The sequence below is a fragment of the Chenggangzhangella methanolivorans genome, assembly GCF_042648545.1.
Taxonomy (GTDB): Bacteria; Pseudomonadota; Alphaproteobacteria; order Rhizobiales; family Methylopilaceae; genus Methylopila; species Methylopila methanolivorans.
This window is the reverse complement of record NZ_JBHRXS010000003.1, coordinates 548,151-573,831: the sequence shown is the minus strand read 5'-3', so window position 1 is coordinate 573,831 and position 25,681 is coordinate 548,151. Positions and strand designations below refer to the sequence as shown.

Annotated in this window: 19 protein-coding genes; 11 read left to right on the top strand and 8 right to left on the bottom strand. The window is 70.1% G+C overall.

The features are described from left to right. Positions 1 to 138 precede the first annotated feature (138 nt). The 11 genes from mnmE to ACFOWB_RS03010 all read left to right on the top strand — a co-directional run bounded on the left by mnmE (position 139) and on the right by ACFOWB_RS03010 (position 11,714). On the top strand, positions 139 to 1,467 hold the full coding sequence (gene mnmE, locus ACFOWB_RS03060; RefSeq protein WP_378145613.1) for a tRNA uridine-5-carboxymethylaminomethyl(34) synthesis GTPase MnmE: 1,329 nt from the start codon (positions 139 to 141) through the stop codon (positions 1,465 to 1,467). A gap of 312 nt (positions 1,468 to 1,779) precedes the next feature. Next, the gene (miaB, locus tag ACFOWB_RS03055; protein WP_378145611.1) at positions 1,780 to 3,165 is read left to right on the top strand and encodes a tRNA (N6-isopentenyl adenosine(37)-C2)-methylthiotransferase MiaB; all 1,386 of its coding nucleotides are present in this window, start codon (positions 1,780 to 1,782) and stop codon (positions 3,163 to 3,165) included. Further along, positions 3,162 to 4,238, top strand: a complete 1,077-nt coding sequence (locus ACFOWB_RS03050; RefSeq protein ID WP_378145609.1) for a PhoH family protein — start codon at positions 3,162 to 3,164, stop codon at positions 4,236 to 4,238. The genes miaB and ACFOWB_RS03050 overlap by 4 nt, the downstream gene beginning before the upstream one ends. Positions 4,239 to 4,269: 31 nt before the next feature. Further along, positions 4,270 to 4,773, top strand: coding sequence for an rRNA maturation RNase YbeY (gene ybeY, locus ACFOWB_RS03045; RefSeq protein ID WP_378145607.1), 504 nt, complete (start codon positions 4,270 to 4,272; stop codon positions 4,771 to 4,773). 24 nt (positions 4,774 to 4,797) lie between these two features. Then, a complete protein-coding gene (locus tag ACFOWB_RS03040) occupies positions 4,798 to 5,781 on the top strand; it encodes a hemolysin family protein (protein ID WP_378145605.1) in 984 nt (327 codons plus the stop codon). Positions 5,782 to 5,807: 26 nt separating this feature from the next. Further along, on the top strand, positions 5,808 to 7,403 hold the full coding sequence (lnt, locus tag ACFOWB_RS03035; RefSeq protein WP_378145602.1) for an apolipoprotein N-acyltransferase: 1,596 nt from the start codon (positions 5,808 to 5,810) through the stop codon (positions 7,401 to 7,403). A gap of 141 nt (positions 7,404 to 7,544) precedes the next feature. Continuing rightward, positions 7,545 to 7,952 (top strand): helix-turn-helix domain-containing protein, encoded by a 408-nt coding sequence (locus ACFOWB_RS03030; protein ID WP_261401371.1) that lies wholly within the window; start codon positions 7,545 to 7,547, stop codon positions 7,950 to 7,952. Between the two features lie 128 nt (positions 7,953 to 8,080). Then, a complete protein-coding gene (metK, locus tag ACFOWB_RS03025) occupies positions 8,081 to 9,253 on the top strand; it encodes a methionine adenosyltransferase (protein ID WP_261401372.1) in 1,173 nt (390 codons plus the stop codon). 184 nt (positions 9,254 to 9,437) lie between these two features. Further along, positions 9,438 to 10,127: a tRNA (guanine(46)-N(7))-methyltransferase TrmB gene (gene trmB / locus ACFOWB_RS03020; RefSeq protein WP_261401373.1), complete on the top strand. Its 690-nt coding sequence runs from the start codon at positions 9,438 to 9,440 to the stop codon at positions 10,125 to 10,127. 72 nt (positions 10,128 to 10,199) lie between these two features. Further along, entirely contained in the window at positions 10,200 to 10,811 is a 612-nt protein-coding gene (locus ACFOWB_RS03015; protein ID WP_378145598.1) for a LemA family protein, read from the top strand. Between the two features lie 198 nt (positions 10,812 to 11,009). Then, entirely contained in the window at positions 11,010 to 11,714 is a 705-nt protein-coding gene (locus ACFOWB_RS03010; RefSeq protein ID WP_261401375.1) for a lytic transglycosylase domain-containing protein, read from the top strand. A gap of 56 nt (positions 11,715 to 11,770) precedes the next feature. Here the strand turns inward: ACFOWB_RS03010 and ACFOWB_RS03005 are convergent, their stop codons facing one another. The 8 genes from ACFOWB_RS03005 to ACFOWB_RS02970 all read right to left on the bottom strand — a co-directional run bounded on the left by ACFOWB_RS03005 (position 11,771) and on the right by ACFOWB_RS02970 (position 25,680). Next, a complete protein-coding gene (locus ACFOWB_RS03005; RefSeq protein ID WP_378145596.1) occupies positions 11,771 to 14,569 on the bottom strand; it encodes a hypothetical protein in 2,799 nt (932 codons plus the stop codon). Positions 14,570 to 14,745: 176 nt separating this feature from the next. Further along, positions 14,746 to 18,465: a hypothetical protein gene (locus ACFOWB_RS03000; RefSeq protein WP_378145594.1), complete on the bottom strand. Its 3,720-nt coding sequence runs from the start codon at positions 18,463 to 18,465 to the stop codon at positions 14,746 to 14,748. Positions 18,466 to 18,694: 229 nt separating this feature from the next. Then, positions 18,695 to 20,311: a hypothetical protein gene (locus tag ACFOWB_RS02995; RefSeq protein ID WP_378145592.1), complete on the bottom strand. Its 1,617-nt coding sequence runs from the start codon at positions 20,309 to 20,311 to the stop codon at positions 18,695 to 18,697. A 242-nt stretch (positions 20,312 to 20,553) separates the two neighbouring features. Continuing rightward, positions 20,554 to 20,814, bottom strand: a complete 261-nt coding sequence (locus ACFOWB_RS02990; protein WP_261401380.1) for a hypothetical protein — start codon at positions 20,812 to 20,814, stop codon at positions 20,554 to 20,556. After that, positions 20,814 to 21,896 carry a hypothetical protein gene (locus ACFOWB_RS02985; RefSeq protein ID WP_261401381.1) on the bottom strand — a complete coding sequence of 361 codons (1,083 nt, stop codon included), beginning with the start codon at positions 21,894 to 21,896 and terminating at the stop codon, positions 20,814 to 20,816. Before ACFOWB_RS02985 ends, ACFOWB_RS02990 begins: the two co-directional genes overlap by 1 nt. Before the next feature lie 261 nt (positions 21,897 to 22,157). Then, positions 22,158 to 24,464, bottom strand: a complete 2,307-nt coding sequence (locus ACFOWB_RS02980; RefSeq protein ID WP_261401382.1) for a hypothetical protein — start codon at positions 24,462 to 24,464, stop codon at positions 22,158 to 22,160. A 127-nt stretch (positions 24,465 to 24,591) separates the two neighbouring features. Beyond that, a complete protein-coding gene (gene sctT, locus ACFOWB_RS02975) occupies positions 24,592 to 25,401 on the bottom strand; it encodes a type III secretion system export apparatus subunit SctT (RefSeq protein WP_261401383.1) in 810 nt (269 codons plus the stop codon). Between the two features lie 9 nt (positions 25,402 to 25,410). Continuing rightward, positions 25,411 to 25,680 carry an EscS/YscS/HrcS family type III secretion system export apparatus protein gene (locus ACFOWB_RS02970; protein ID WP_261401384.1) on the bottom strand — a complete coding sequence of 90 codons (270 nt, stop codon included), beginning with the start codon at positions 25,678 to 25,680 and terminating at the stop codon, positions 25,411 to 25,413. Position 25,681: the final 1 nt, after the last annotated feature.

Sequence of the window (25,681 nt, the reverse complement as noted above, 5' to 3'; positions counted from 1 at the left end):
GGCTTCGCCCATGGTCCTCCTCTTCCGCTTCGCAGAGGAGGATCAAGGAAGGCGCTGCCATCCGTGCGGGGATCCTCCCCTGCGAAGCGGCGGAGGGGGCTGGCGCGAGGCTCTCCAAACCGTCACAGCCTATTCGGCATGAACGATCGGCTCTCTCCCTCCCGCGACACCATCGCGGCCGTCTCGACCGCGCCGGGGCGCGCGGCGATCGCGGTCATCCGCGTGTCGGGTCCGGCCGCCGGCGAGGCGCTCGACGCGCTCGCGGGACGGCGGCCCGAACCGCGCCGCGCCGCGCTTCGGGCGTTGCGCGACCCGCGTGACGAAAGGCTGATCGACCGCGCACTCGCGCTCTGGTTCCCGGGTCCGGCGTCGGCCACCGGCGAGGATCTCGCCGAACTCCATCTCCATGGCGGCCGAGCGGTGGTGGCGGCGGCGCTCGACGCGCTGCTCGCGCTGCCGGGACTGCGGGCCGCCGAACCCGGCGAGTTCACCCGCCGAGCCTTCGCGGCCGGGCGTCTCGACCTCGCCGAAGCCGAAGGGCTCGCCGATCTGCTCGAGGCCGAGACCGAGGCCCAGCGCCGGCAGGCGATCCTGCAGAGCGAGGGGGCCTTGTCGGCGCTCGTCGAGGGCTGGCGCGAACGGCTCGTCGGCGCGATGGCGCTGGTCGAGGCCGGGATCGATTTCTCCGACGAGGACGGCGTCCCGGAAGAGACGCGCGCCGCGGCCCGCCAAGACGTCGAGGCGCTCGCGCAGGAGATCGCCGCCGCGCTCGCCGACACCCGGGCCGAGCGCCTGCGCGAGGGGTTCCGGGTCGCGCTGATGGGACGGCCGAACGCCGGAAAGTCGTCGCTTCTGAACGCGCTCGCGCGGCGCGAGATCGCGATCGTCACGGAAGCGCCCGGTACCACCCGCGACGTTCTGGAGGCGCGGCTCGATCTCGGCGGCTACCCGGTGGTCGTGGCGGACACCGCCGGACTTCGGGACGCGCAGGATCTCGCCGAGCGCGAGGGGGTTCGCCGCGCGGAGGCGCAAGGCCAAGCGGCCGATCTCGTGCTCTGGCTCGAGGACGCCGCCGCGCCGCAGGAGCCGCCGGCGATCGAGGCTCGCGAACTGTGGCGGATCGCCGGCAAGGCGGATCTCGCGTCCGGACCGGCCGACGATCGCCGCCGCGTGTCCGCAAAGACCGGCGAGGGGCTCGACGAACTCGCTGAAGCGCTGGGGCGAGCGGCCTCGACGGCGCTCGGGACGGCCGAGGCCCCTGGCCTCACCCGCGCCCGTCATCGCGACGCGCTGCGCGCCGTCGCGGCCGAGCTCGACGCGGCGCTGGGACGGTGGAGCGCGCTGCCCGAGGAGCTTCTCGCCGAACGCCTGCGAACCGCCGCCGCCGAACTCGGCCGCATCACCGGCCGCATCGGGGTGGAGGAGGTCCTGGGGCGGGTGTTCTCGTCGTTCTGCATCGGGAAGTGAGGGCGGCGTTCGCCTCCTCCCCCATCGCTATCGCGATGGTCCCCCTCCTCCGCTGCGCAGAGGAGGATCAAGAGGGCGCGGCGCATCGTGCGCGGATCCTCCCCTGTCGAAGACGCGGGAGGGGGACCGTCCGGAGGACGGGGGAGGGGGCGAGCGCCGCGCTTTCCATAAACTTGCGCTGTCTCACTTCACCCACGCCTGTGACGAGCGGCGCCGGCGCTATTCTCTCGTCATGCGTTTCAGGTTAAGGCTTTGGGGTCGAACGGCGCGATGACGCCCGCGCCAGCCTGAAGGACCGACCCGCAGAGCCGAATGACAGCCCGTACCCAAAAGCTCTTCGTCAAATCCTACGGCTGTCAGATGAACGTCTACGACGCGGACCGCATGGCGGACGCGCTCGGCGCGGAAGGCTTCTCGACGACGCAGAGCGCCGACGACGCCGACGTCATCGTGCTCAACACCTGCCACATCCGCGAGAAGGCGGCCGAGAAGGTCTATTCGGAGCTCGGCCGCATCCGCAAAGCAGCCCAGGAGGCCGGACGCCGGCCGATCGTGGCGGTCGCGGGCTGCGTCGCGCAGGCCGAAGGCGCCGAGATCCTCAAGCGCTCGCCCATCGTCGACCTCGTGGTCGGGCCGCAGAGCTACCAGAACCTGCCCGAGCTGATCGCCAAGGCCCGCGCCGGCGAGCGGCCGGTCGACACGGAATTCGCGGTCGAGAAGAAGTTCGAGGCGCTCGCCAGGCCCGCCATGCGGCCGGCGCGCGCGCCTGCGGTCTCCGCGTTCCTCACGGTGCAGGAAGGCTGCGACAAGTTCTGCACCTTCTGCGTCGTGCCCTACACCCGCGGCGCTGAAGTCTCGCGTTCGGTCGCCCAGGTGCTCGGCGAGGCGGAGCGTCTCGCCGGTTCGGGCGTGCGCGAGATCACCCTGCTCGGCCAGAACGTCGACGCCTATCACGGCGAAGGTCCGGACGGGCGGCCATGGACGCTGGCGCGCCTGCTCGAAAGACTGTCGGAGATCGATGGGATCGCGCGGCTGCGCTACACCACGAGCCACCCGCGCGATTTCGGCGACGACCTGATCGCGGCCCATCGCGACCTGCCCAAGCTGATGCCGTATCTGCACCTGCCGGTGCAGTCGGGCTCTAACCGCATCCTCAAGGCCATGAACCGGCGGCACACCGGCGCGGAGTATGTCGAGCTGATCGGCCGCATCCGCGAGGCTCGGCCCGATCTCGCGCTTTCGGGCGACTTCATCGTGGGCTTCCCCGGCGAGACCGACGCAGACTTCGAGGACACGATGGCGATCGTCGAGGCGGCCGACTACGCGGCCTCCTTCACGTTCAAATACAGCCCGCGGCCCGGCACCCCCGCGGCCGGCCGCGCCGGGCAGGTGCCCGACGAGGTCATGAGCGAGCGGCTCGCCAGGCTTCAGGCGCGCATCTCCGAGCGGCAGGCCGCGTTCCAGCGCTCGCTGGTCGGACGCCGGCTCGAGGTGCTGGTCGAGCGGGCCGGACGCCATCCCGGCCAGATGGGCGGGCGCTCGCCCTACCTCATCCCGGTCCAGATCGAGAGTTGCGACGCCGCCCCCGGAGACCTCGTCGAAGTCGACGTGACGGGCGCCGGCGCCAACAGCCTGTTCGCCGCGCCCGCGGGCGGCGCGCGCGGAGCAATTCCACAGCTCGCGGAGGCCACCGCTTGACGGCGGAGACAAATGTGCGGGGCTTCGACCCCTTGAAGAGCGCAAGCGCCGCGGCCCGGCCGCGCAAGCCGGGCTTCGCCCGGGAGACCGAGGCGTCGCCCGCCGAAGTCACCATCGCCTTCGAGGACAACCGGCACGCCTCGAGCCTGTTCGGCAGCCACGACCAGAACCTCGCCTTCCTCGAGCGCCGGCTCGGCGTCGAGGCGACGGTCAGGGGCAATCACGTGGCGATCCGCGGCCCGGCGGACGCCTGCCAACAGGCCAAGAAGGTGCTCGAGAGCCTTTATGACCGCGTCCGCCGCGGCGAGCAGGTGGCGCTCGGCGACGTCGACGGCGCGATCCGCATGACGCTCTCGCAAGGGTCGCTGTTTCCGCCCGCCGAGGGCGATCTCGCCCGGCCCGGCTTCGCGCAGGTCTCGACCCGCAAGAAGACCATCGTTGCGCGAACCGCAGCCCAGGACGCCTATATCCGCGCGCTCGGCAAGCACGAGCTCTGCTTCGCGACGGGCCCCGCCGGCACCGGCAAGACCTACATCGCCGTCGCCTGGGCCGCGGCGCTGATCGAGCGCGGCGAGGCCGACCGCATCATCCTTTCGCGTCCGGCCGTCGAGGCCGGCGAGCGGCTCGGCTTCCTGCCCGGCGACATGAAGGAGAAGGTCGATCCCTATCTCCGCCCGCTCTACGACGCGCTTTATGACGTGATGCCGCCCGAAAAGGTCGAGCGCGGCATGACCTCGGGCATGATCGAGATCGCGCCGCTGGCCTTCATGCGCGGCCGCACGCTCGCAAACGCCGTGGTGCTGCTGGACGAGGCGCAGAACACGTCGTCCATGCAGATGAAGATGTTTCTGACGCGCCTTGGCGAAAACAGCCGCATGATCATCACCGGCGACCCGACCCAGATCGACCTTCCGCCGGGCCAGGTGTCGGGCCTCGCCGAGGCCATCGGCCTGCTCGAAAACGTCGAAGGCGTCGGCGTCACGCGATTTTCAGCGCAGGACGTGGTACGTCACGAGTTGGTCGCGCGTATCGTGCGAGCCTATGAGGGCGCGCACCAGAGCCCGAAAGTTTGAGCGCGGCCAAGAAGACCTTGAACGACGAGCCATGAGCCCGGACCGATCTACTCCCGTCGCGCTCGAGACCGTGCGCGACACAGACCTTTGGGACGCTCTTCCGCAAGCCGAGGCCGTCGTCGCGGCCGCGGTCGTCGCGGCCTTCGCGGAAGCGAAGCTGAAAGCGCTTCCCGACGCCGAACTCGCCGTGACGCTGTCCGACGACGCGCGCGTCGCCGAATTGAACGGCGAATGGCGCGACAAGCCGACCCCCACCAACGTGCTGACCTTCCCCGCCGTCGAGCCCGACGAGACGGCAGACGCGCCGATGCTCGGCGACGTCATCCTCGCCTTCGAGACCGTCGAGCGCGAGGCGCGGGAGGAGGGCAAGAGCCTCTCCGACCACGTCTCCCATCTCGTCGTCCACGGCGTGCTGCATCTCTTCGGCCACGACCATCTCGACGACGACGAGGCCGAGGAGATGGAGGCGCTCGAGACCCGCGCGCTCGCGCGCCTCGGCGTTCCCGACCCTTACGCGCTCGACGCGCTGACCTGACCAGACCCGATCCGCACGGACCAGATGTCTTCGACAGACCGACCATTGCGCCCCGGCGCCGCTCTCATCGCCGAACCTGAAATCAGGGATAACTGGTTCGAACGGCTCCGGGACTTCGTCGGGCTCGGGACGCATCCGACCGCCCGCGACGACATCGCCGAGGCGCTCGAGGGCGACGCCGACGACCTTTCGGTCTCGGCCCAGGAGCGCGCGCTGCTGCGCAACGTTCTGGCGTTGCGCGGCACCCGCGTCGACGACGTGATGGTGCATCGCGCCGACATCGTCGCGGTGTCCGAGGAGGTCACGCTCGGCCAGCTTCTGCTCACCTTCGCGGAAGGCGGCCATTCCCGGCTGCCGGTGCACAACGGTTCGCTCGACGAGCCAAAGGGCATGGTCCATGTGAAGGACGCGCTCGCGCTGTTCGCCCAAGGGGCGCAGGGCGCGGCTCATGAATTCAACGCCGCCGCCGTCGATCTCGGCGCCCGCATCGCCGATTGCGACGTGGTGCGGCCGGTGATCTTCGCCCCGCCCTCGATGGCCGCGACCGACCTGCTCACCCGCATGCAGTCGATGCACCAGCATCTCGCGCTCGTGGTCGACGAATATGGCGGCGTCGACGGTCTCGTGACGATCGAGGATCTGGTCGAGACGATCGTCGGCGACATCGAGGACGAGCATGACGACGAGGCGGTGGCCTCGATCCGCGCCGACGGCGACGGCGGCTTCATCGCCGACGCGCGCGCCCCGCTCGACGAGGTGGCCGAGGCCGTCGGCCCGAGCTTCGACGTCGCGGCCTTCGAGGACGAAGTCGACACGATCGGCGGCCTCGTGGTGACGCTCGCCGGCCGCGTGCCGGCCGAGGGCGACGAGATCGAGGGCCCGGGCGGCCACCGGCTCACGGTCCGCGCGGCCGATCCGAGGCGCGTGATCGAAGTCGGGATCGCCGCAGGGCCCGAGCGCGAGGCCGGCGAATCGGATAGGCCGGGAGACGCCGCCGACGCGGCCTGACGTTCTCGCGCGTTCCGGGGCCCGGCATGAGCCGCATTCTCGAGTCGGTCTCCGCCTTCGCCGCCCGAGTGACGCTCGCGCGAGGCCGCATGTCGGCCGCGATCGCGCTCGCGGCCGGCGCGCTGTCGGCGCTCGCCATGCCGCCCTTTTCGGCCTGGCCGGTGCTGTTCGTCACCTTTCCGGTCGCCGTCTGGCTGATCGACGGCGCGTCGGGACCAAGCCGCTGGAGCAGCGCGCGCGCGGCGGCCGCGATCGGCTTCGCGTTCGGCTTCGGCTATTTCCTCGCAGGCCTCTGGTGGATCGGTTCGGCGTTTCTCGTCGACGCCGACGTGTTCGGCTGGCTGCTGCCGTTCGCGGTCGCCGGCCTGCCGGCGCTTCTTGCGATCTTCCATGCGGCCGCCTTCGCCTTCGCGCGCCTGATCTGGACGCCGGGTTGTCGGCGCGCGCTCGCCTTCGCGGCCGCGCTCGGGCTCGGCGAACTCGCCCGCGGGCATGTCTTCACAGGCTTTCCCTGGAACTCCTTCGGCTATGCGCTCGCCGACCAGGCGTGGTTCGGCCAGTTCGCCTCGGTCATCGGGGTCGAGGGGCTGACCTATCTGGCGCTCGCGATCTTCGCCGCGCCGGCGCTGCTCGCCGATCCTAAGCCGGCGAAATCATATCTCGTCACAGCGCTCGCGACGCTCGTCGCGCTGGCGGGCTTCGGCGCGGCGCGGCTCGCGTGGTCGCCTGCGGCCTTCGACGAGAAGATGACCGTCCGGGTGCTTCAGCCCGAAATCCCGCAGGACATGAAGTCCCAGGACAGCGCCCGCGACACCATCATGGACGCCTATATGGCGCTGACCGACGAGGCGAAGGACCCGCGCCACCGCGGCTTCTCAGACGCGCGCCTTGTGGTGTGGCCGGAATCCGCCTTCCCCTTCATGCTCTCCCGCACGCCCGACGCGCTCGCCCGGATCGGCTCGAGCCTCGCGCCCGGGGCCGCGCTCGTCACCGGCTCGGTGCGGGGCGAACGCCGGCCCGACGAGTCCGGCGAGGCGGACTTCTGGAACTCGATCCACGTCGTGGGCGACGACGGCTCGATCCGCGGCACCTATGACAAGATCCACCTCGTCCCGTTCGGCGAATACTTGCCGTTCCAGTCCGCGCTCGAGGCGATCGGGCTCGAGGCGCTCACCCGCCAGCGCGGCGGCTTCGCCACCGGCGACCGGCGCGCGGTGATCGCTTTGCCGGACGGCAAGCGCTTCCGGCCGCTGATCTGCTACGAGGCGATCTTTCCCGAGGAGGTGGAGGGCGACCAGCGGCCCGACTTCTTGCTGAACGTCACCAACGACGCCTGGTTCGGGCGCACGCCCGGCCCCTATCAGCACGCCGCCCAGGCGCGGGTCCGCACGATCGAGCAGGGCCTGCCGATGGTGCGCTCGGCGAATGGCGGGATCTCGTCGATCGTCGATTCACACGGCAGAATCGTCGCCGCGGCGAAACTCGGCGAACGCCGCGTCGTCGACGCGTTGCTGCCTCTTCCGATTGAGTCGACGGTGTTCGTCGCGACCCATGGTTTGCTTCATTTGGCTTTCCCGGTCGTTTTTCTGTGTCTTGTCTTCGCAAGACGATCTCGCGTTTGACAAGGCTTAGACGAAATGACCATGTACGCCACATGCCGCAGGGCGGCGCGGGTTGCGCCCGCGGCCTGTTCGCGCGGGCGTCTGGACGAGGAGATCTTCGGCGGGGGCGACGCCGCACGATCAGGTTGCGAGGAGAACTTGATGATTAAGAAAACGCCCAACCCGATCGACAAGCACGTCGGTTCTCGGGTACGAATGAGGCGTGTCTTGATTGGCATGAGCCAAGAAAAACTGGGCGAAGCGCTCGGGATCACCTTCCAGCAGATCCAGAAATACGAAAAAGGCACCAACCGCATCGGCGCGAGCCGGATGCAGCAGATCTCGACCGTCATGGGCGTGCCAGTGTCCTATTTCTTCGAGGACGCTCCCGGCTCCGAGATCAAGGCCGGCGGCTTCGGCGAATCCCAGGGGTCGGATTACGTGGTCGACTTCCTGACCACGACCGAAGGCCTCCAGCTCAACAAATCCTTCGTGCGGATCTCCGATCCCAAGGTGCGGCGCAAGATCGTCGACCTCGTCGCCGCCCTCGCGGACCAGCCGGCCAACTGATCCGCCGGCTTCGCGGTTGCGGCGAACGCGCGCAACCGCTTGACCCTGCTCCGCCCTTCTGGGATGACAATCATCGTTCGTAAGACCGAACGTTTCCGTCGTTCGGCCGATCGAGGGGAGAACGTCCTTTGGCCCGCGCCGACTATCTTTTCACGTCTGAATCCGTCTCCGAGGGCCATCCCGACAAGGTGAGCGACCGCATCTCCGACGAGGTGGTCGACATCTATCTCGGCGCCTATCCGGAAGCCCGCGTGGGCTGCGAGACGCTCTGCACCACCAACCGCGTCGTGATCGCGGGCGAGGTGCGCGGTCCTGACTCCATCACCAAGGAGCAGCTGATCGAGGCGGCGCGCGCCGCCATCAAGGACATCGGCTACGAGCAGGACGGCTTCCACTGGAAGAACGCCGACATCGCCTGCCATCTGCACGCCCAGTCCGCGCACATCGCGCAGGGCGTCGACGCCTCCGGCAACAAGGACGAGGGCGCGGGCGACCAGGGCATCATGTTCGGCTACGCCTGCAAGGAGACGCCGAGCCTCATGCCGGCGCCGCTGCATTACTCGCACGGCATCCTGAAGCGCCTCGCCGAAGTGCGCCACTCGGGCGAGCAGCCGACGCTCGGCCCGGACGCCAAGAGCCAGGTCACGGTGCGCTACGCCAACGGCAAGCCGGTCGGCGTCACCTCGATCGTGCTCTCGACCCAGCACACCGACGAGAACCAGTCGTCGAAGGACATTCGCGAGATCGTCGAGCCGTACATCCGCGAGACCCTTCCCGAGGGCTGGATCTCCGACGAGACCGTCTGGCACGTGAACCCGACCGGCGTGTTCGTGATCGGCGGCCCTGACGGCGACGCCGGCCTCACCGGCCGCAAGATCATCGTCGACACCTACGGCGGCGCGGCCCCGCACGGCGGCGGCGCCTTCTCGGGCAAGGACCCGACCAAAGTGGACCGCTCGGCGGCCTACGCGGCCCGCTACCTCGCCAAGAACGTGATCGCGGCCGATCTCGCCGACCGCGCCACGATCCAGCTCTCCTACGCGATCGGCGTCTCCGAGCCGCTGTCGATCTATGTCGACCTGCACGGCACCGGCCGCGTCGACGAGGCCAAGCTCGAGAAGGTGCTGGGCGAGGTCATGAGCCTCTCTCCGCGCGGCATCCGCACCCATCTCGCGCTCAACAAGCCGATCTACGCCCGCACCGCGGCCTACGGCCATTTCGGCCGCGAGCCCGACGCCGACGGCGGCTTCTCCTGGGAGAAGACCGACCTCGTCGACGAACTGAAGTCGGCGCTGGCCTGACACGAGAACGGTTGACCGCCGGGCGAGCTGCGCGCCGGCGGTCATCCCGGGCTTGACCCGGGATCCGGAAACGTCGACATCGCAAATGTTCGCGGACCCGTCGCGGATCTGGATCCCGGCTTTTCGGCCGGAATGACGGCGGCGGAACCCCGTGATCCGCCAGCATCTCCACAAGACGCCCCCGATGACCGAAGCCCCCCGCTACGACGGTTCGTTCTTCGGCCGCCGCCACGGCAAGCAGCTTCGCAAGGGCCGCGCCGAGACGATGGCCGACGCGCTGCCGCGTCTGTCCGTCGACCCTGAAACGCTCCCGACCGACCTCACGGACCTGTTCGACTCTCCCGTCGGCGAGGTCCGGCTCGAGATCGGCTTCGGCGGCGCCGAGCATCTGCTTCATCGCGCCGGCGAGGCCCCGAACGTCGGCTTCATCGGGGTCGAGCCGTTCTTCGACGGCCTCGCAAAGGGCGTGGCGGGCGTCGAGCGGCTTGGCCTCAAGAACGTGCGCCTCTTCGGCGACGACGCGACGCTGCTGCTCGACCGGCTGCCGGAGGCCTCGCTCACGGGCGTCGACCTGCTCTATCCCGATCCGTGGCCGAAGACGCGCCACTGGAAGCGCCGCTTCGTCAACGACCGCAACCTCGCCCGCCTCGCCCGGGTCGTGAAGCCCGGCTCCCTGTTCCGCTTCGCCTCCGACATCGACACCTATGTGTCCTGGACGCTGGCGCATGTCGCGCGCTCGCCCGACTTCGTCTGGACCGCGGAGCGCCCCGCCGACTGGCGCGAGCCGTTCGCCGGCTGGCCCGGCACCCGTTACGAGCGCAAGGCGATCCGCGAGGGCCGGCGGGGAACCTATCTGGCGTTCCGCCGGACCTGATCGACGCGCCCGCCCTTGACATTCGCCTGCGCAAATCGACCCTCTTCGCCGCCAGCCGCCCGGGAGGACTCCATGGCCATCGCCCTTTCAGCGCCGTTCCGCCGGCTCTTCGCCCTTGCGGCGCTTCTCGCGCTTGCGGTCTCGCTCGCCGGCTGCGGCGTCAACAACGTTCCGACGCTGGAGGAGCAGGCCAAGGCGCGCTGGTCCGAGGTGCAGAACCAGTATCAGCGCCGCGCCGACCTGATCCCGAACCTCGTCGAGACCGTGAAGGGGTTCGCGCGCCAGGAGGAGAAGGTGCTGACCGAGGTGGTGGAGGCGCGCGCCAAGGCCACGCAGGTGACCATCGACGCCTCGAAGCTCTCCGACCCCGAAGCCGTCAAGCAGTTCCAGCAGGCCCAGGCCCAGCTTTCGGGCGCGCTCGGCCGGCTGCTCGCGGTCTCGGAGAACTATCCGGACCTGAAGTCGAACCAGAACTTCCTCGCGCTCCAGTCCCAGCTCGAGGGCACCGAGAACCGCATCGCGGTGGCGCGGCGCGACTACATCCAGGCGGTCCAGGCCTACAACACCGAGCTCAGGACCATTCCGGGCAAGTGGATCGCAGGCTTCCTCTATCCGGAGGCCAAGCCGATGGCGACGTTCGAGACCGCGCCGGAAAACCAGGGCGCGCCGAAGGTGAGCTTCTAGCGGCAGGGGCGCGCTCGACAGTCATCCCGGCCGAAGAGCCGGGATTCAGACGCGCCGAGCCCGTCGGACAAATCTCGGACCGACCGAGTTCCCGGATCCCGGCTCAAGGCCGGGATGACGGCCGGCGGTTCGCCCGGCGTCAGCGCATCGTTCAGCTTTCGCCGCTAGTCTCGCTCGCGACGATGCCGCGAGGGCGACATGACACGAACGATCGGTCTCGCGCTCGCGCTTCTCGCCTGGCTTCCGACCGCCCACGCGCAGGACGCGCCGCGCCCGCTCGAGGTGCCCCACGGGGTCTCGGAGCGCCAGAGCTATGTCGACATCGTGCGCCGCGAGGCTTCGGCCCGCGGGCTTCCGCCCGAGGTCGCCGAGGCGGTGGCGCATGTCGAGACCGGGTTCCGGCCGGACGCCGTGGGAGCGGTGGGCGAGATCGGGTTGATGCAGATCCGCCCCGCGACCGCCGAGATGCTCGGCCATGACGGCGGGGCGCTGGCGCTGTTCGATCCCGAGACCAATGCGCGCTTCGCGGTGCGCTATCTCGCGAAGGCCTGGAAGCTCGCCAATGGCGATCTCTGCCGCGCGCTGATGAAATACCGCGCGGGCCATGGCGCGGAGACGATGTCGCCGCTGTCCGCCACCTATTGCCTGCGCGCCAAGGCCTATCTCGCCCGGCTCGGATCCCCGCTCGCCGACGGCGTCGCGCCGGAGGTGGTGGCGATCCGCGAGATCGACGGCGACCAGCCGAAGACCACGACGCGCAAGGCCGGCCCCTATCTCGGCTGGCGGCCGGGGCGTCATACGGCCTCCGACAACGCCCGCTTCTGGGAGCGCCACGAGACCCGCATCGCCGCGCTCAACGCCAAGATCGAGCGCCGCTGGAAGATGCGGATGGCGAAGCGCTAAGCGGCTGTCGCCGGCCCGCCGTCAGTCCCGCCGTCGCGGAACGGCGGGCGCCTCGCTCAGACCGAGACGTTCGTCGTGACCATTTCGAGCCACGCGTTGAGGTCCTTGGAGCTGATCTTGGTGTCCTGGTTCCCGCTCTCGCGGATGCCGTCGACGGCGCGGCGGAAGTCGGCGTTGTTCAACAGGAACTGCGCCGCGTTGCGCTCGTCGTCGTTGTCGGTCTCCTCGACGATCTTGTTGAGGTCCTTCTCGCTGACGATCGAGTCCGAGCCGTTCCAGTCGTCCCAGCGGTCGACGATCACGTCGAGGTCCTTGCGGTGGTCGTCGTAGAACTTGGCGTCGTAGACCCGCCCGACGTTGATCCGGTAGTAGTCCGACGTCGAGATGTAGCCCTTGTCGCCCTCGAGTCCTTCGGTGCCGGCCTCCATGTCGGTGTCGTCCCACGGCCGGGCGTCGTCGGTCTCGAAGCTGTAGCCGCGCGGGCCAGGCCGCGAGGTCTGGCCTGCGAGATACTTCTCGAACAGGTTCTTCTCGTTGAGATTGCTGTCGACGTGGAGGTAGGGGGCGAGCCGGTTGAGTGAGCTGCCGCGCTCGCCTTCGGTCTCCTGGAAGTGCTTCCACTCCTCGGCCTGGAAGTCGAACATCGACCGGTCGTCCGGCGCGTCGCGGCCGCCATACATGAAGCTGGCGTAGCGGGCGTATTCGAGCTTGTCGCCCCAGTCGCCGGCGGCGACGCCCTGGTCGGCGAGGCGTCCGAAGAACTCGCCCTGGCTGTCGGTGAGCTTCTGCATCTTCTGATGCGCGACGGCTTCGGCGATGAGCGCGCCCGCGATGCCGAACACCGCGCCCGCGACGCCGAGCACCGGCCCAAGCACGCGGGATCCGATCGCGAGCCCCTGAACCACGCGGGCGCCGATATTGCCGCCAAGGCGCGCCGCGAGGTTCGAGCCGTTCGGCGCGAACATCTTGATCGTGTTCATCGTCGCCATGGCGGTGGTGGCTGAGCCGCCGCCGATCGAAAGGCCGGCGCCCGCCTTTTCGAGCTCGGTGTCCGCCTTCTGCAGCGTGCGCACCCCGGTCACGATGTCCATCACGCCGCCGGTGACGTCGAGGCCGGCGCCGCCCATGAAGCGCACGAAGGTGCGGCCGAGCTTCTTGGCCGTGGAGGCGTCGGGCGCATCGCCCATCTTGTCGCCGAGCTTTTCGAGCGCCTTGTCGAACTCCTTCTTGTCGTCCTCGCTGAGATTGCCGAGGTCGAGGCCGAGGTCGCTGTTCGCCAGCTTGTCGGACGCCGTGTTGATCTCCTTGGTCACGCCCTTGGCGATCTCGGAGTCGACCTTCGACTCGCCCTTCCAGATGTCCGGGAAGTTGTCGTCGAGCAGGCCGAGCCAGGCGGTCGCGTCGGACTTTGTGCCGAGGTTCACGAGGTTCGAGCCGAACTTCGAGAAGTCGTTCGCCTGGCTGAGGCCGCCGACGAGATCGCGCACCGCCGCGATCTGCTCGTCGCTCGTCATCTCGCTCCAGCCGCCGTTCGAGAGCTGGACGCCCGCGCTGACGAAGCCCATCGTCCCGGTCAGCGCGCCGAACGTGCCGGTCTTGGCGCCCCCGTCCACGAACTTGCGGAAGGCGTTGCGGTCGTCGGTGGAGAGGCTGTCGAGCTTCTCGCCGATGACCTTGTCGGAGATCTCCCTGAGACGGGCCTGGTCGCTCTCCGACAGGGGCCCGCCGCCGACGGGCTTGAGGTCCATCCAAACGCTGCGCAACGCCATGTTGACCTTGGCGCTGTCCTCCGCGCTGAGGTTCTTCGACATGTCGGCGAAGTCTTTGAAGTAGGCGTTGAGCGCCTCGGCCTCCTTGTAGGCCTTGCTGCCCTTGTCGGCGATCTGCAGCCCGCCGTTGATCGCCGACTGCCAGACGTCGACGGTGGCGCGAAGCCCGGCGTCGAGGTTTTCGGGGTCGATCGACTCGGGGTCGGACACATACTCGTCGAGCTGATGCGTCATCATGTTCTGATCGAACTGCTGTTTCCGATCAGCGAATTTCTCAGGCTCGAAGTAGTTCAGCGCGTCGAAGTAGTTGCCGACCTCCTTGTCGATCTTGTCGGCGAGCTCCTCGTCGCCCGCCGCGGTCGCCTTCTCCTTCATGTCGATGACGTAGTCTTCGAACGCCGTGTTGGGCTCGCCGTCCTTGAACAGGCCCTCCATGGTCTTGGACTTGATGCCGTCGAGGGCTTCTGACGGAACGCCGTCGATCGTCGCCTTCAGCGCGTCGTCGTAGCGCTTTGCGATGCCCTCCTTGCCCATCAGCTCGGAGATGCCTTCGGCGACCTTCTTCTCGTCGACCATCTCCTTGACGTCGAGGCCGTTCAGATGGGTCGGGGAATCCTGGCTCTCGCGATAGGTGCCGGCCCCGGTCTGGATCTCCTCGGCGTAGCCGTAGAGGTCGTAGCCGTTGTCGATCGCCCCTTGCGCGTCGATCAGGTCGAGGAGCTTGGCCTCGTCCGAGCCCTTCTCGATCTTGCCGCTTTCGAGGTCGTCGCGGAGGCCCTGGACGAAGTCCTCGGTCGCCTTGGTCGCGACCGTGGTGTCACCCTCGACCTTGATGTCGAGGACGCCGTCGCCGGCGAAGTCGGGGATGTCGTATTCGTCCCGGATCTCGCTCTCGCTCATCGAGGTCGGATCGGTCTCGGGCTCCTGCCCCTCGGCCTCGGCTTCAGCCGGCGGGGCGTCCTCCGTCGGGGGCGGCGCCGCCTGGGCGTTGACGAGCGCGGCGTCCCATGCCGGATCGGTTGTCGGAGGCGCTTCTTCCGGCGTCGTGGATCCGGGCGGGACGGAACCTGGGACCGAAAGCGTCATGAAATCCTCCTGGGCGATCGCGTGACGTCTTTGTGATCGTATGACGATATAGCCGCGTCGGGAACCGGGGATTTTGGATTTTCATGCGGTTGACGCCGCAGGTTGCGGCTTCGCTCCCCGGTCTCCTCTCCTGCGGGCGTCGGCGGCCGCCTTCGGAAACGGCCGCCGATCATCATTCATCCGACGCCGAAGACCGGGCGTCCGTAGATCTCTTCGGCATGCTCGCGGAGGTCGGCGAGATCCTGGACCTCGGGCGCTCGGATCACCACGCCGCGGGGGCCGACCCTGTCGCGCTCGCGGTCGTCTGGCGCAAGACGGTCGGAATAGACCTCCGCGCCTTCCGAACCCTCCAGAGGCTCCATCTCGTGGGTGGCCGAAACGAGATCGCTCAGCCCCTCGGGATCGAGGTTTTGGTCACGGGCCGTGTCAAGGAAGGTGGACGGATCGAGCCCGCCCGCCTCCATCGCCTGCGCGATCGCCGGCCCGGCGGAGACGTGGCCGGAGCGATCATAGTCGGCGAGCGCCTCCGCCTGTTCGCGCGAAAGCCCTGCGGTCTCGAGATAATCGGCCGCCGCGCCTTCGTAGCGGCGCTGCGCGTCGAAATCGCGCTTTACCGTCAGGGCGATGCCGGCGCCCAGCATGAGCCCCGCGCCGATCGGCCCGGCGGCCGCGCCGCCATAGCCGACGCCGGCGGCGAGCACGACCGCGCCGCCCGTCGCGCTCACGCCGAAGATGAACGCTTCGGCGTTGTCTCCCCGCGCGATCGCGTCGCCCAGGAGAGCGCCGTCGACGAGGACGCTCGCAGCGCGAAGGAACGACGATGCGCGCACCCATCCGGGCTGGTCGTAGAATTGCGTTCCGACCGGTCGCGCGACGCCTTTCGGAAGCGCGTCCGTGATCGTGTCGGCCGGAACCCGCGGATTGGTGCGCGGAAGCAGCGAGGCGACGTAGCTGTCGACGCCCGGCATGCTGAAGCCGAGCCTCTGGAGCGCCGCGCGGCCCGCGGGCTGGTTGGCGAGAAAGCCGCTGAGCTCCGCCGCCTGATGCCCGACGCCCGCCGCCAGGAAGCCGCCCCTCAGGGCGTCGCGCCAACTGCCGCTGTCGCTCGCGAAGGCGTTCATCGTCTGCCAGAGCGCGACGCCGCCTGCGACCGTTCCGCCCGCGTTGAGGAAGCCGCCCGTGTAGGACGTGCGACGGACGTCCGCCGTCACGGGGCCGTTGCTCAGGAAAGGCACCCGGTCCGCCAGATTCGTCATCTGCGCGACTGTCGCGAGGCCGCCGGCGCCGTGTTGGCCGACGAGCCGCGACGGATCCGAGAGCGCCGCTCCCATGATCGACTGGAACGCCTCCTTGGCGACGCCGCGCGTGGCGTTGACGAGACTGCCGGGATTGACGATCGCGTTCGGGTCCGCGATCGCGCGCGCTTCCGCCACGAGCGTGCGATGGACCGCTTCGCTCCTCGCCTCCGGGCTCTCGTTCACGACCGAGGCGACGCCCGGATCGTTGACCGCGCCGTTGCGGGCGTCGCGGAGGTCGCGCACGCCTTCGATCCCTGCGAGCGGCGCCAGCGCGGGGTCGTTCGCCGTGAAGGCTGCGCGCTGGATGTCGGCGCCGGCCTCCGCAAGCGCCTCATAGGCCGCGTCGAACCCGGCGACGAACTCCGGATGCTCCTGGAGATAGCGCTCCGTCGCCGCGTCGGCCTGCTCGGGCGTCATCAGGTCGTTGAAGTCCTGACGGACCGTCACAAGCGGGTCGGCCACCTGACGGAACTCGTCGAGCCGCTCGGTGGCGGTTTCGCGCAGCCGCTCGAAGCCCTCCGCAACGCCTTCCACGACATTCGTCGCGCCGTCGGCGTCGCCGCGCTCGTGAAGCACGCCCGCCATCGCGACCTGGAGCCCGGCGCCCGCGCCGTCCTCCATCGCAAGGGCTGCGAGCTCCCTGTAGTCCCCGCCATTCGCGAAGGCGCCGCCGCGCGCGCCGTCCACCATCGCCTGCGCCACCGAGCGCGTCGTCTGGGGACCGCCCGTGACCGCGAGCGAAGCGCGGTCCGTCGCAAGCGCGATGTTGCTGAAGACCTCGCGCCGTGCGGGGGACGACTGGATCGACTGATTGTCTCCGCCGGGACCGCCCTGCGTCCAGCTGATGCGGTCGCCGAGATCGCGGCCCATGCTCTGGATCGTCGGGAGCGAGCCGTCCACGACGCGCCGCGCGATCTCGGGCGGCACGCCGAGATCCGGGCTGGTGGCCCGTTCGAGCTCGGCCGCCGCGTCCACCGCCGCGTTCGGTCCGCCCGCGCCATAGGCGTCGCGCACCGCCTCGACGCGCGGGTCGATCACGACCGCGGTCAGCCCCTCGTCGACGCCGGCCTGGAAGGTCTCGTCCTGAAGGCCGAGCGTCTGCATGGTGGCGGCGCGCGTGACGCCGGCCGTCACCGCCATCTCGGGCTCGACCGCGTCATGCGCGCCCTGGATCTGGCGCTCGGCCTCGGCGTCCGCCTCGCCGAGCTCGCGCGCGGCCGCGGCCTCGAGCTCGGGGATGCGCGCGGCGTCGGCCGGGTCGGCGCTGGCGCGGGCGGCGTCGAGCGCCGCCTGCGCGTCGCGCGCCTGCTCGTATTCGGAGACGACGACGCCGAGCGTGTCGCGGGTCACGCCCTGGGCGCGCCAGGTCTCGACCGCGCCCTCGCGGGCGTCCGCCACGGCCCGCTCGACCGTCGGATTTTCAGGCAGCTCCTGCGTCAGCAGGTCGTAGCGCTCGACCGTGGTCTCTTCCGGATAGGCCTCGCCCTCGCCGAGATCCAACAGGCCGCTCGTCAGCTCCGTCTCGAGGTTCTGACGCGCGCCGTCGGCGTTCTGTTCGGCTGCGTTGAGCGCGCTTAGCGTCGCGATCGGGCTGCGGGTCGGGGCCGAGGGATCGGGGTTCGTGATCTCGGTCTGCAGCGCCGTCAGCTCCTGATCGGCGTCGCTCGCCTGCGTGGCGAGCGCCGAAAGCTCGGTCGAGGTCGTGGTGTCGGCGCGCCAGGCCGCCTCGGAGCCATCGGCCGCTTCGGTCACCGCCTGCTGGAAGCGCGGATCGTTCGGGTTGGTGGCGCGGATGGCGTCGAGCGTCGGCGCCGCCGTCCGGTCCGCGAAGGGCTCTGCGCCGCCCGACAGCGTGAGCTCGCGCTGGGCCGCGTCGCGGACGCCGCCCCAGGCCTCGTCGGACAGGGCGCGGGCCGCGACCGCGTCGTCGCGCGCGATCCGCTGCTCCTGCGGCGTGAGCGCGGGATCGATGGCGCTCCGTTTGAGGCTCGCGAGGTCGGCGTCGCGCTGGCGCGCCGCATCGGTCAGCTCCTGCAGTTGCGCGCCGGTGGCGCGGGTCTCTCGCCACTCCCGGTCGACGGTCTGGTTGGCGGAGGTGACGCGCTCCTGGAAGGTCGGGCTCTCCGGAACCCGGGCGCGGATGGCCTCGACGGTCGGCCGCGTCGTCTCGTCGACCGGGAACCGCGCGGTCTCGCCCGCCTGGCGGATTTCGCCCGCCACGCCGGTCTCGACGGTGGTCCAGGCGTCCCGTGCGTTGGTCCGCGCCTCGGTGACGGCGGCCCTGTCCTCGGAAAGCATGCGGGCGGTCGGCGTCCGGTCGAACACCGCGGCCCGGCGGTCGGCGGCTTCCGCGGTCGCGACCTGGGTGCGGGTGTTGATCGTGGCCGGGTCGCTGGTCGGGACCAGCACGACTTCCGGCGGCCGGATCAGGTCGGGGTTCTGGATTTGGGCGTTGTTGGCGATCGTGCCGCCGACCGGCGCGTTCGCAGTGCGCGAGATGCCGGTCAGCGTGTCGCCGGGGGCGACCGCGCGCGGCACTTCGGTCGGCCTGATGTCGGGGGCCGCCGGAACCAGATCGGCGGGTCCGCCGCGCATCATGCGGCGCTCCTCGGCGAGCTGGACGCCGGCGTTGAAGGCTCTTTGCGACTCAGGCGACGGCGGAGGCGGCGGCGGGGGTGGTGGCGGCGGCGGCGGCGGAAGGACCTGGATCGGCGCCGGCGGGGTTGGCCCGGTCAAAAATTCCTCGAACGCCATGGTCGCGTCTCTCTCGTCTCGACCGGAGCGACGATGGCCTCTCGGACCCGCGCCGCCCCGGGGTCTCGGCCCGTCAGGCGACTTCCTTGTGGAGGTCCTCGTTCAGGCGGTTGGAGGAGGATCCGTCCTCCTGGGGGGTGTTGCGGAAATGGTCCCACTCGTCCTGCTGAAACTCGTAGAGGCTCACGTCTTCGGGCGCGATGCGGCCGCCATAGTGGTGGATCGAGTAGCGGGCGTATTCGACCTTGTCGCCCCAGTCGTCCTGCAGCAGCCCGTCATTCGCGAGATCCTTGAACCACTGGCCTTCGGCGTCGGTCGCCTTCTGCTTCTTCTCGTGGTCGACGAAGAAGCCGATGATCGCCCCGATGCCGGCGAGCGCCGCGCCGACGAGGAATAGCGGGCCGCTCGCGGCCGAGAGCGCCGGCGCGAGCGTTCCGAACAGGCCCGCGATGCCGATCGCGCCCGCGGCCCCGCCCGCCACGCCGCTCACCACCTGCAGCGCGCCCTGCGCCTTGGTCAGCGCGCTGCCGCTCTCGACGCCGGACTTGATCGTGAGCGCGCCCAGAACGAGGTCGGCGACGCCCGCGGCGCCGTCGGCGAGCGCGCCGAGCACCTTCACCGTCGAGCCCGCGATCTTGGCCGAGCGCGAGGGATCCGACGCCGCGCCGGCCTTGGCCGCCTCGTCGTCGAACATCTTGGCGATGCCGTCATACATGTCGTCGCTGACGCCGGGCGCGCTCTTGGGCGGGCCGTCGGGCGTCGACCCTTGCGCGTCGGCGAAGATGCGGTTGATCTCGGTCCCCATCTGGCTGCGGAACTCGTCCGCGACGCCGCCCGGGATTTCCGGCAGCCCGCCGCCGGGCGCGGTCTGGACCTTCTCGATCTCTCCGCCCCAGAGCCCCTGCTTGCCCCAGATCTCCGGCAGCGACTTGTCGAGGCCGAGCGTCTGGACGAGCCCGCCCTTGCCGAGCGTCTCCATGATCGCGTCGCCGGTGCGGATGAAGTGCGACGAGGCGCCGGCGAAGGAGATGAAGTCCTTGGCGACCGCGAGGCGCTCGGTCGGGCTGTCGGCGAGCTTTCCGCCCTCGCCGACGAGCTGATAGACGCCTGAGAACAGCGAGACGCCGCCGCCTAGCGAGCCGAGCACGCCGTTGGTGCTGAGCGTCCCGAGCAGGCCCGAGAGGCCCTCGCGGTCCTTCACCGGCACGTAGGCCGAGAAGCGGTCGAGATCGGCCTGGCTCAGCTTGCCGCCATTGGCGTTGGCGGCGTCGGCGGCTTCCGTGATCGCCTCGACGACCTTCTTCGAGTCCGTCTTGCCGGCCAGGAACTCGTTCATGAACTTGTCGATGGTCTCGACGGTCCGGCGCGGCACGTCGAAGGTCTCGGACTTGATGATGCCCTTCAGGAGGCCGAACAGGTCCTTGGTGGCGAGATCCTTGTTGGCCTCCGACACCTTGCCCGGGTCGCCCACCAGCTCGTTGAGGTCGGCGGTCAGCGCGTCCTTCTGGATGGTCTGGGCCGCGAGCTTGCCCTTCTCGGGATCGAGCAGCGTCAGGCTCTGGATCAGCGACGACATCTCGGTCTGGGCCGCATGCCCCAGCCCTTGCGCTTTCAGGTCCTGGATGTAGTCGAGGAAGCGGGTGTCCTGGTCGTCCTTGCCGAGCAGGGTCTCCTCGAGCTTGGCCTTCACCTCGTCCTTGTTGGAAATCGTAGCCGTCCGCGACGCTGTCCTCGACCGCCTCGCTGTGCTCGCGCTGCTGGCCGTCACGGTTCCCGGCGCCCGAGCGCCGCAGCATTGCGAGGAACAGATCCTGCGCGTCGACCGGCCCCGGGGAGCCGGGCGAGGGAGACGGGCTCAGGAACTGCTGACCGACGCGCATGCAGGCAAGTCCTCGATATAGGAGGCGGGCGCCGCAGCCTGTCGGCTCGGCCTCATCGCGTCTCCTGGTCTGGGGGCTGGCGTCCGGCGGACCCGGACTCCGGATCGGCCGCCGGAGGCGCGTCTTGGAAGCGCCGGCGATAGGCCGGCGTCAGCGTGACGCCGTAGGCCAGGAAGGCGAGACCCGCGGCCATCATGACGATGGGCACGATCGGGATCCCCTCCTGGCCGGGCGACAGCGCGCAGCCGCCGGTCGAGACGGCGGCCGCCGCGCAGGCGAGGCGGGCTCCGATCGAACCCGCGCCAAGCCTCATCAGCCGGCGGCGTCTTCCTGCGCCAGCTCTTCGACGCGGGACGCGAACTCGTCCTTGGACAGCTCGCCGGCGCCCAGTCCGCCCTCGGCCTCGAACTCCTCGCGGGAGATCTTGCCGTCGGCCCCGGCGATCTTCTCGAACGCCTTTTCGGCCTGTTCGGCGTCAAGTCCGGCCCGCTCGGCGAGCGCCGTGAACTCGGCCTGGTCGATCGCGCCGTCGGCGCCGGCGTCGCGCTCGAAGGAGGCGGCGGGCTCGTCGTCGCTGTTGAGATCCTCGACGCCCTGCTTGAACTCGTCCTCAGAGACCTGGCTGTCGCCGAACGCCTCCTTGAACTCGTCCTTCGACAGCTTGCCGTCGGCGCCGGCGGCCTTCTCGAACGCCTTGCCGGCGTCCTCCTCGCTGATCCCGGCCTTCTCGGCCGTGGCCTTCAACTCGCTCTCGTCGATCTGCTCGTCGGCGCCGGCCTCGCGGGCGAACTTCGCGAACGGCTCCTCGACGCCGTTAAGCTCGTCGACGCCCTTCTTGAACTGGCCTTCCGAGACGTCGCCCTTGCCGAACGCCTCCTCGAACTCTTCCTTCGACAGCTTGCCGTCGGCGCCGGCCGCCTTCTCGAAGGCCTTTCCGGCGTCTTCCTCGCTGATGCCGGCCTTCTCGGCCATCGCCTTGAACTCGCCGTCGTCGATCTGCTCGTCGGCGCCTGCGTCGCGTCCAAACTCCGCGAAGGGCGCCTCGTCCGCCTCCTCGTTGCGGGTCTTGGCGCGTTCGACGAGGCTCTCGAGGCCGCCCTTCAGCTCATCGAGATTGAAGGCTCCATCGGAGCCGGCCGAGCGGGTGAGCAGCTCCTGCAGGCGGTCGGCCGGCAGCTCGCCGTCCTTGCCGAAGGCCTCCATGACGGCGTCGGAGTCTTCTCTGGAGAGGCCGAGCCGCGAGGACGCCTCCCTGAACTCGGCGCTGTTGAAGCGGCTGTCCGCGCCTGCTTCCTGGCCGAGGAAGGCCTTGAATTCGTCGCCCGACAGGCCGCCCCCCTGGGTTCGATCCCAATCGGCCCCGGCGATCGACCTGAACACGCTTTCAACAGACATTCCGACGTCTCCCATCAGCGGTCTGCGGCTCCCGGCGCCTCTATGGAGGCTTAAGGCCAGATGAGCCGTTTATGACGGGCACGTGAACCCTGCCGCGCGGCGCCGGATTGCGCCCGCGTTGGGAACTAAACTCTGATACTGAGGCCCGTCGCAGTGAGGAACGAGGCGATGTTGCTTGGAAGCGCCGTCAAAATCAACGAAATTGTCGTTGATCAGTAACTTTTATTCTTAGCCGGCGACCGGCGCTGCGTCCGACGGCCGTCAATCGACGTGGCGGGCCGTGAGATCGAGTTCGAGCCGGCGCATCAGCGGCGCGCCCGTCAACGTCTCGGGCCGCTCGCCGTCGGGATCGAGATCCGCGAAGGTGATGGTCTCGATGTGGCGGTTGGCCGGGACGCCGCGGCCCTCGAGATAGGCGACGAGCCGGGCGAAGGCTGCCTCCTGCGTGCGGTCGCGCGTCCGGCGCGCGCGCATCCAGCCGCCTCCCATCAGCACCTCGGTGTGACGCACGAGGGTCACCTGGGCGAGCATTTCGGCGGCGTCCGGATCGAAGCCGAGCGCGGCGTAGAACCGGCGCGCGGCCTCCCGGTCGAACGGCGCGTCGGCGCGCTCCGGCGGCTCGCGGTCATGGCCCGGCACGACGATCTGCACCACGACGTGCTGGGCTCCGACGCTCTGGGCGATGGCGAAAACGAGCTCAGGCGACGCGGCCGCGGCGTTCATCGCGTCGCGCAGGCCGGGCGAGGTTCCGCTCCAGCGGCGCAGGCGCTCGAGCGCGTTGAGCGCGTCGTGGCCGGCGGCGTCGACCGCCTCGAGCGCGGCGTCGATCTCCTCGAGCAGGCCAAGCGAGCCCGAAAGGCGCGCCCGCAACCTCTTCTCGATGTCCTGCCCCTCGAGGCCGGACGCGCGCCACGCCGCCCAGTCGAAGCCGATCGGCCCGACCCGGCGCGCAAGCGCCGCGACCGCGTCGCCGACGCGCCGCAGCAGTTTTCCGAAGCCCTGGAGGATCGCGGTCGCGATCTGGTCCGCGGTCTCGCCGTCGCCGCGGCCGCGATAGGCGTCGACCAGCGCGATCGGCAGCGCGACGCCGGTGCCGAAGGCGACGCCCTGCCCGAACGCGATCATGCGCTCAGGCGTCATGCGCTCGCCATTGGCGATGGTCTGGGCGACATCGCGGGCGACATGCGCGCCGCGGCCGTCGGCAGCGCCGGCGTCGAGTCCGGAGGCGAGGTCGGCGAACATCTTGGCGGCGTTGGGCGCGCCCTTCTCGAGCATGCCCGCCACGCCCTCGATCCGCTCGACCGCCGCGCCGCCGTTCGACAGCGTCCTGGCGGCGCGCTCGAGCGTCGGCTGCGAACCCTTGGAGATCTCGGCCGCGGATCCAAAGGGAAGATCGCGCGCCCGCGCCCGGAACTCCCTCGTGGCCCCGGCCGGACCCTCGGTGCGCTCGGTCTGGGCGATCGTGGCGACGTGACGGGAGACGACGCTCTCGCCCGCGCTTCGCGCCGAGGCCGCGACGATGGGGGCGACCGCGGAGAAGGCGGAGTCGCCCTGCGCCTGCGCCGCCGCCACGATCGAGGCGTGGCCGATCATCGTGACGGGCGCCTGCGGAGGCGGCGTCAACGACGCGGGGCCGGAGACGTTGAGGCCGCTCGGCGGAGCGGCGGGCTGCTGGAGGCCGGAAGCTGGTCCGCCCGGCTGGACGCCGATGGCGATCGCAGGCTGGGAGGTCAGGCCGGACGTCGGCGTCGCGCCGGTCGGCTGGGCGAGTTGGGCGCCCGGCGCCGCCTGGGCCGCCGCAGCGCCCGGAGGCGCAGGGGCTGCAGGGTTCAGCTGGGCGGCGTTCGCCGCGATCTGCGTCGCAGCCGCTGCGGCCTGGGTCGCGGTCTGCACAAGCGCGGCGGGCAGCTGCGCAGCGGGCTGCAATGCGCCGGGCGGCTGCGCAGCGGGCGCCTGTCCCCCGGGCGGTTGCGCGAGGGTGTTGGCGGGGCCGGACTGCTGGGGCGGCGAGGCCGGGCCGGCCGGCAGGGAGGCGGGGGGCGCGGCGCTCGTCCGGGCGGGCGTCTGCGTCGCGGGGGCCGCCGTGGTCTCGGGTCCGCGTCCGATCTCCGGTCCGCGGCCCGGGGTCGCCGTGCGCGTTGCGTCGAGCCGGGCCGGGGAGCCGGCGTCCGCCACGGGACCGCGCGCGACGGCGCCGGTTTCGCCGGGCTGCTGGCGTCCGCCGAAACCATCGGCCGCGCGCATCGACGGGGCGTCCCGCATGGGGCCGGCGAGGTCCGGCGCGGCGCCGGGCGCTTCCGCGCGGGCCGCCGCCCCGGTCGCGGAGGGACGGACGCCGGCGCCCTGTTCGGCGCCGCGATTGACCGAACGGTCGAAGGCGGCGGCGTCGGCGGTGCGTCCCTGCTGGCGGTCGGATCCCTCGGACTCGCGGCGCATGCGCGCGATGCGGTCGGTCTCCTGCTCCTCGCCGGCGTTGCGCAGCGCGGTCGTGGCGTTGCGGTCGCCGCCCTGCTGGAGCGAATGGGTCAGCGACCCGAGGAGGCCTGAGACACTTCCGATCAGCGACATCGCGCCGTCCTTCGCGTCCGGCTTGAGGCTTTGCGGGCGGATGGCGGCGTCGCGCCGTTTCCGAGGCTCGGGCCGTTATGGGGCCATTTTGTGGCCGATCGATCACTTTTCGCCGTGTTTTCGACGCTCAGCGGCCTTCGGCGAGAGAGCGCAGGAGATCGAATCCGCCGGCCAGCCCCCCGATCTCCCGCATGAGCGAGGGAGCCAGGAACATCGCGTAAACTACGATCAGGAAGGCGAAGAGGAGGTTTTTGACCGCGAGCGAGAGGTCGAAGACGTGGATCTGCGGCGCGAGCCGCGAAAGGTAGCCCAGCATGACGTCGGCGATGAGGAGCGCCACCATGATGGGCGCGACCAGCAGCACCGCGATGCGCATGAGGCCGTCGAGCGTCTTCAGCAGGGCCAGACCCGAGGCCTGCGAGACCACCGGGCGGAAGCTCGAGGCGGGCCAGAGCTCGTAGCTGCGGTAGACCGCGTCGGCGAGGATCCCCAGCCCGCCGCTCGTGAAGAAGATCGCCACCGCCACGATCGAGAACAGCGTGCCGGTGATGCTGGACTCCGACATCGCGTTCGGATCGACGAGCTGCGCCGCGGTGGTGCCGCGCTGGAGGTCGACGATGTCGCCGGCCGTCTCCGCCGCCCAGAACGGGATGCCGAACACGAAGCCGATCAGCGCGCCGATCACCACCTCCTTCACCATCAGGCCGACGACCGTCAGCGTGGAGAGGCCCTGGAGAAGGCTGATCTGGTCGAAGGTCGGCGGCACCATGGGGGCTGCGATCGCGACCGCGATGCAGGAGCGCAGCAGGCCGGTGACGCCGGTGCGGGTGAAGGCGGGCGTGATCATCACCATGCCGATGGCGCGGGCGGTCGCGAGCGCCGTCGCGATCAGCATCGGATAGAGGAAGGCCAGAAGAGAGTCGGTGGCCTCGATCATTCCGCGGGCTCAGCGCGTCACGATCGGGAACTGGTCGAAGCTCTGGCGCGCGAGCTCGAGGATCTGGCTGCCGAGCAGCGGCCCCACCAGGATCAGCACCACCATCACCACCACGAGCTTCACGGCCTGGGGCAGCGTCTGGTCCTGGATCTGCGTCAGCGCCTGCACCAGCCCGACGCCGAGCCCGACGACGATCGCGGCGCCGAGCGCCGGCGCCGACATCAGCAGCGTCGTCAGTAGCGCGCCGTTGAGCTGGGAGACGATGAGATCCCCGCCCATC